This window comes from Alienimonas sp. DA493 (assembly GCF_043951915.1).
Taxonomy (GTDB): Bacteria; Planctomycetota; Planctomycetia; order Planctomycetales; family Planctomycetaceae; genus Alienimonas.
In genome coordinates, this window is sequence record NZ_JBINJD010000258.1 from 1 (window position 1) to 4,163 (window position 4,163).

4 protein-coding genes are annotated in these 4,163 nt (G+C 70.6%); 1 reads left to right on the forward strand and 3 read right to left on the reverse strand.

The window, feature by feature from the left end; translation table 11 throughout:
* Positions 1-60: 60 nt before the first annotated feature.
* Positions 61-873: a ribonuclease H-like domain-containing protein gene (locus ACG2DA_RS21895; protein WP_395258694.1), complete on the reverse strand. Its 813-nt coding sequence runs from the start codon at positions 871-873 to the stop codon at positions 61-63.
* Between the two features lie 63 nt (positions 874-936).
* The gene (locus ACG2DA_RS21900) at positions 937-1,554 is read right to left on the reverse strand and encodes a Uma2 family endonuclease (RefSeq protein WP_395258696.1); all 618 of its coding nucleotides are present in this window, start codon (positions 1,552-1,554) and stop codon (positions 937-939) included.
* Between the two features lie 144 nt (positions 1,555-1,698).
* Between ACG2DA_RS21900 and ACG2DA_RS21905 the strand changes: the two genes are divergently transcribed.
* Positions 1,699-3,192: a sulfatase gene (locus tag ACG2DA_RS21905; RefSeq protein WP_395258698.1), complete on the forward strand. Its 1,494-nt coding sequence runs from the start codon at positions 1,699-1,701 to the stop codon at positions 3,190-3,192.
* Between the two features lie 31 nt (positions 3,193-3,223).
* On the opposite strand, the gene ACG2DA_RS21910 is transcribed toward ACG2DA_RS21905, so the two are convergent.
* Entirely contained in the window at positions 3,224-4,063 is an 840-nt protein-coding gene (locus ACG2DA_RS21910; protein WP_395258700.1) for a hypothetical protein, read from the reverse strand.
* Between the last annotated feature and the right edge of the window lie 100 nt (positions 4,064-4,163).

The window sequence follows — 4,163 nt, forward strand, 5'->3', positions numbered from 1 at the left end:
CCCCTCACCCCCGACCCCTCTCCCCCAAAAGGGGGCGAGGGGAGAACGAACGCCGCCGGTTCAATCCAGTGCCGGCGGTTGCCAGTCGCCCCAGTGGTCGAGGTAGTAGGCGCAGGCCGGGTCGTCGATGTGCTCCTCCAGCCAGGTTTTGGCGGCGGCGACGCGGTCGTGCTCCTCCTCGAGCGTCAACCGGCCGGTCAGGACGCGGGTTCTTAAGAAGACGAAATAGGTGTCCAGCACGTCGCAGCGGCAGTAGCGATTAATCTCGTCGTCGCCGCCGGCGTCGTGGTATTCCTGCACCTGGGAGCCGTCCATGCCGGACTTGCCCGGTTTGCCCAGCAGGTTCGCCAACAGGTTCAAGCCCCCGGACAGCCGGGCCGCCCCGTAATTGCTGAGGGCCTCCATTAAATCTAGGTGGGCCTCGCCGTTATAGCGGTTGCGGGGCTGTTTGTAGCTGGGGCCGCTGTCGAGGAACCATTCCGGCAGGCTCAGCCCGTCGCGGTAGGCGGACAGTTCCAGCACCGGCAGGTCGTAGCCGCGGCCGTTGAAGGACACCAGCGTGGGCCGGCGATAATACTTCCAGCCCTCCCAGAACTGCTTGACCATCGCGGAGGGGTCGAATCGCGGGGCGTCCAGGCTGGAGAGCCCCAGCAGCGTGCCGTCGGCGGCGACCTTCGCCACCGCGATCGCGCAGGGCCGCACGAAGGTGACCGGCAGCACGTCGCTGCCCTTCTTCTCCAGCAATTCCTTGCGGTAGCGGTTCACGGCCTCCACGGGGGCGAGGTCCGCGTGCGGGTAGTGCACCCGGCTGATCAGGTCCCCGTCGCCGACGGCCTCCACGTCGAAGACCAAATGGGTGACGGGCTCGGGCACGGGGCAGGCAGGGGGAGGGGGGAGGAGGAGGGGGTGAGGGGCAAACGCCGTCGTCGGCCGTATTTAATCCGCCGGGTAGAGCGGGCCGAGTTTTAAATCGCCGACGCCGGTGACCGGCACGGCGGCGTCGGGGCCGGCGTACGTGACGAGTTTCCACTCCGTCTCGGACAGCCGGGTGTAATGATCGACGCTCGGCTCCTCCTGGGAGACGAGGAGATAATCCGTCAGCGAGGGAATCGTGCGGTACTCCTCCAGCTTGGCGCCGCGGTCGACCGCCTCGGTGGTGGGGGAGAGCACTTCGACGAGGACGAGCGGGTTGGTGACGGTGTCCTGCTCGCCGTCGAGCATCTCCGGCGGCCGCGGCGTCAGCATGACGTCGGGATACCGAAACCGCCCGTCGGCGACCCGCAGCCGCATATTGGACCGAAACGTCTTCATCGGCCTGCCGGCGATCAGGTCGTCGAACGCTCGTTCGATCGCCTTCGCCAGATCGATGTGGAGTTCGCTTTCGCCGGCCATCGGGAGCAGTTCGCCTTGGGAAAACTCGGTTCGCTGGCCCTCCGACTCGTTTCGTTCGATCCGCAGGTACTCCGCCTCCGTCAGCCGCACGTCCGGGGCGGGCGGGGCGGAGCCGGGCGCGGGCGTCGCGGCGGCGGGCGGCGGATCGAGGGTGGCGGGCATCGGGGGGCGCCGGTCGGGGAAGAACGCCTCCAACGATACCGCATCCGCCGCGGCGTCGGGCGTCCGCGACTCCGCCGGGCTCGGTGGCGGCGGGGGGGCGGGGAGGGGAAGATCGCCGTCCGCCCGCCCCATTGAGCCCCGCCGATGCGTTCCGCCGTCCTGCCGTTCGTCGCGCTGCTGTTCGCCTGCGTCCTCGTCCCCGACGCCGCGGGGGACGAACGGCCGAATCTTCTGCTGGTGTTCGCCGACGACCTCGGCCAGCGGGACCTCGGCTGTTACGGGTCGCCGTTCTATGAAACGCCGCACATCGACGCCCTCGCCGCCCGCGGGGTGCGGTTCACGCAGGCCTACGCCGCCTGCCCGGTGTGCAGCCCCACCCGGGCCAGCGTCTACACCGGCCGCTACCCGGCCCGGCTGCCGCTGACGGACTGGCTGAAGGGCCGCCGCCAGCCGAAAGACTCCCCCATCCTGCACGCCGAATACCTCGATCAACTTCCGCTCGAACAGGTGACGGTCGCCGAAGAATTGAAGGCCGCCGGCTATCGCACCGGGTTCATGGGCAAGTGGCACCTCGGCGGCGAGGGCTTCCTGCCCACCGATCAGGGGTTCGACGTGAACGTCGCCGGCGGGGCCAACGGCAACCCGGGCCACTACTTCTGGCCGCAGTGGCAGCGCCGGGTGCAGGGGCTCGAAGGGGAATACGACGGCCAATACATCACCGATCTGCTGGCGAAGAAGGCCGCCGGCTTCGTGACGGAGTCCTCCCAAGAACCGGCCCCGTGGTTCCTCTGCGTCGCCACCTATCAGGTGCACACGCCCATTCAGGCCAAGGAGGATTTACAGGCCAAATACGAAGCGAAACGGGACCGCCTCGCCCAGGAGGACCCCCGCTTCGCGCAGGCCGGCGGCAACGGGCGGAACGGCAACCCGAGCATTCCCGTGCAGAACAACCCCCGCTACGCCGCGATGGTGGAGAGCCTGGACGACCTCGTCGGCACGGTCGTGGACGCCGTGGAGCAGGCCGGCGAACTGGAGAACACCCTGGTCGTGTTCTTCAGCGACAACGGCGGGCTGAGCGTCTCCGAAGGGCCGCACACCCCGGCGACCACCAACGCCCCGCTGCGGGCCGGCAAGGGCTGGCTGTACGAGGGCGGCATCCGCGAACCGCTGATCGTCGCCGGCCCCGGCGTCGCCGAGGGGAAGACCTGCGACGTGCCGGTGATCTCCAACGATCTGCGGGCCACCTTCCTGACCGCCGCCGACGTGGAGGAGGTCGACCCCCGCGACGGCGTCCGCCTGAACGACCTGCTCGCGGAACCGAACGCCCCCGAGGAGCTGCCTCGGCCGCTGTTCTGGCACTACCCGCACTTCTCCAACCAGGGCGGCTCCCCCGGCGGCGCCCTGCGGTACGGCGACTGGAAACTCATTGAACGCTACGAGGACGGCTCCCTGGAGTTATTCAATCTGGCCGACGACCCCGACGAAACCCGCGACCTCGCCGCCGAACGGCCGGAGAAGGCGCAGGAACTGCGGGCGACGCTGTCCCAGTGGCGCCAGGAGGTGAAAGCGAACATGCCCACGGCGAACCCGAAGTTCACGGGAACCGTCGACGGCCCGGGGCCGGTGTTGGAACGCTGAGGGCGTTCTCGCCGGCGGGCGTCGCGGACGACTACGCCAGCGTCCCGGACCCTTCAAGGGTCCGGGACGCTGCGGATACGCAGCGGCTCTCCGGCGTGGCGGCGTCCGACAGGCGGCGGCGGGCGTCGATCACTTCTTCCGCCAGCGGGCCGGGCAGGGCATCCAGGCAGCGCCGCGTGAACGTGTCCACGATCGACTCATAGCGGTCGCCCAACAATTCCTGCGCGGCGTCCCCGGCGTCCGGCAGGAAGGCGTGGTGCAGGCGTTGCGACAGGGCCCCGAGGAACGCCGTCCCCACCTCCGCCTCATAGATCGGCGCGAGCAGCACGCTCGAGACGGCGACGAGGTAGCCGTGGTCCGCGTGGCTCTCCCCGGAGGCGAACGGCGGACCGGCGCCGCGGCGGGGGGCGTCGGCAAGGCGGTCGAGAATCTCCGCGAACGGCGGGGCCGTCTCCTCGTCGAGCAGGTCCTCCAGCCGGGCGGCGGTCGCCTCGTCGGCCAGCGGCAGATCGCCGGCGGCGGCGGCGAGGGCGGTCGGCAGCGGGGCGGGCAGGACTTCGGTCCACCCGGCGATCGAGCGCCGCAGCGTCTCGGCAATCGCCGGCTCCTCCAGACCGGCGTCGGCCAGCACGCGGGCGTCGATCCCCCCCAGCCGGGCGGCGGCGACGGCGGCGGCGGCCTCGGAGTAGGCGACGGCGGCGGGGTCGTGCCCTTCCAGCAACATCGCCCAGGCGCCGCGGAAGCGGTCCGCGGCGAAGGTCCCGGTCGGATCGCCCAGGGCGACCCGCACCCGTTTTAATTCGTTCATCTCCGCCAGGAGCGGCCGCAGGGCGGCGAGCCGGGCGGGCGGGGGGGCGTCGGCGGCGTTCACGGCTTCACCGCCGCCACGGGGCGCTGGGCGTTGCACGGTCGCGAGCGGGCGGGCCGTTTCTCCTCCTTTTTCACGCGGAGGCCCGGCCGGGCCTCCGCGT